A 743-nucleotide genomic window follows, 5' to 3' on the forward strand; every position below is an offset into this window, starting at 1 on the left:
CCGGACGCGAGACCGTGGTCGTCGAGGTCGGCGGCAAGCGCCTGGAGGTCTCCCTGCCCTCCTCCCTGGGCATGTCCCTGGCCCGCACCGGCCTCGCCGCCGGCGCCAAGCCCAAACGCCGCGCGGCCAAGAAGTCCGGCTCCGCCGTCTCCGGCGACACCCTCGCCTCCCCCATGCAGGGCACCATCGTCAAGATCGCCGTCGAAGAAGGCCAGGAAGTCCAGGAAGGCGACCTCATCGTCGTCCTCGAAGCCATGAAGATGGAACAGCCCATCAACGCCCACCGCGCGGGCACCGTCCGAGGACTCTCGGTGGAGGTGGGTGCCTCCCTCTCCTCCGGTGCCGTGCTCTGCGACATCAAGGAGTAGGGAAGAAACTCATGTCCGTCGTCAACAGCGTGTCCCCCGACGAGGCCACGACGCGCCACAAGGAGATTCGTCGTCCGGACCGGGTGATCATCCGTTTCGCGGGTGACTCGGGGGACGGTATGCAGCTCACCGGTGACCGTTTCACTTCGGAGACGGCGTCGTTCGGGAACGATCTGTCGACGCTGCCGAACTTCCCGGCCGAGATCCGTGCCCCCGCGGGGACCCTGCCGGGGGTTTCGTCGTTCCAGCTGCACTTCGCGGACCACGACATCCTCACCCCGGGAGACGCCCCGGACGTGCTGGTCGCGATGAACCCGGCCGCGCTGAAGGCGAACATCGACGACGTGCCGCGCGGCGCGGAGATCATCGTGAACA

General features: G+C 67.8%; 2 protein-coding genes. Both read left to right on the forward strand.

Annotation, left to right across the window (positions count from 1 at the left end; translation table 11 throughout):
* The coding region (locus EAO76_RS42810; RefSeq protein WP_148841614.1) for a biotin/lipoyl-containing protein at nt 1–368 on the forward strand (368 nt) is incomplete at its 5' end.
* Nucleotides 369–379: 11 nt separating this feature from the next.
* Nucleotides 380–743 (forward strand): 2-oxoacid:acceptor oxidoreductase family protein (locus EAO76_RS42815; protein WP_187439048.1); only part of this gene is annotated, 364 nt, incomplete at its 3' end.

It is taken from the genome of Streptomyces sp. sk2.1 (assembly GCF_008120935.1).
Lineage (GTDB): Bacteria > Actinomycetota > Actinomycetes > Streptomycetales > Streptomycetaceae > Streptomyces.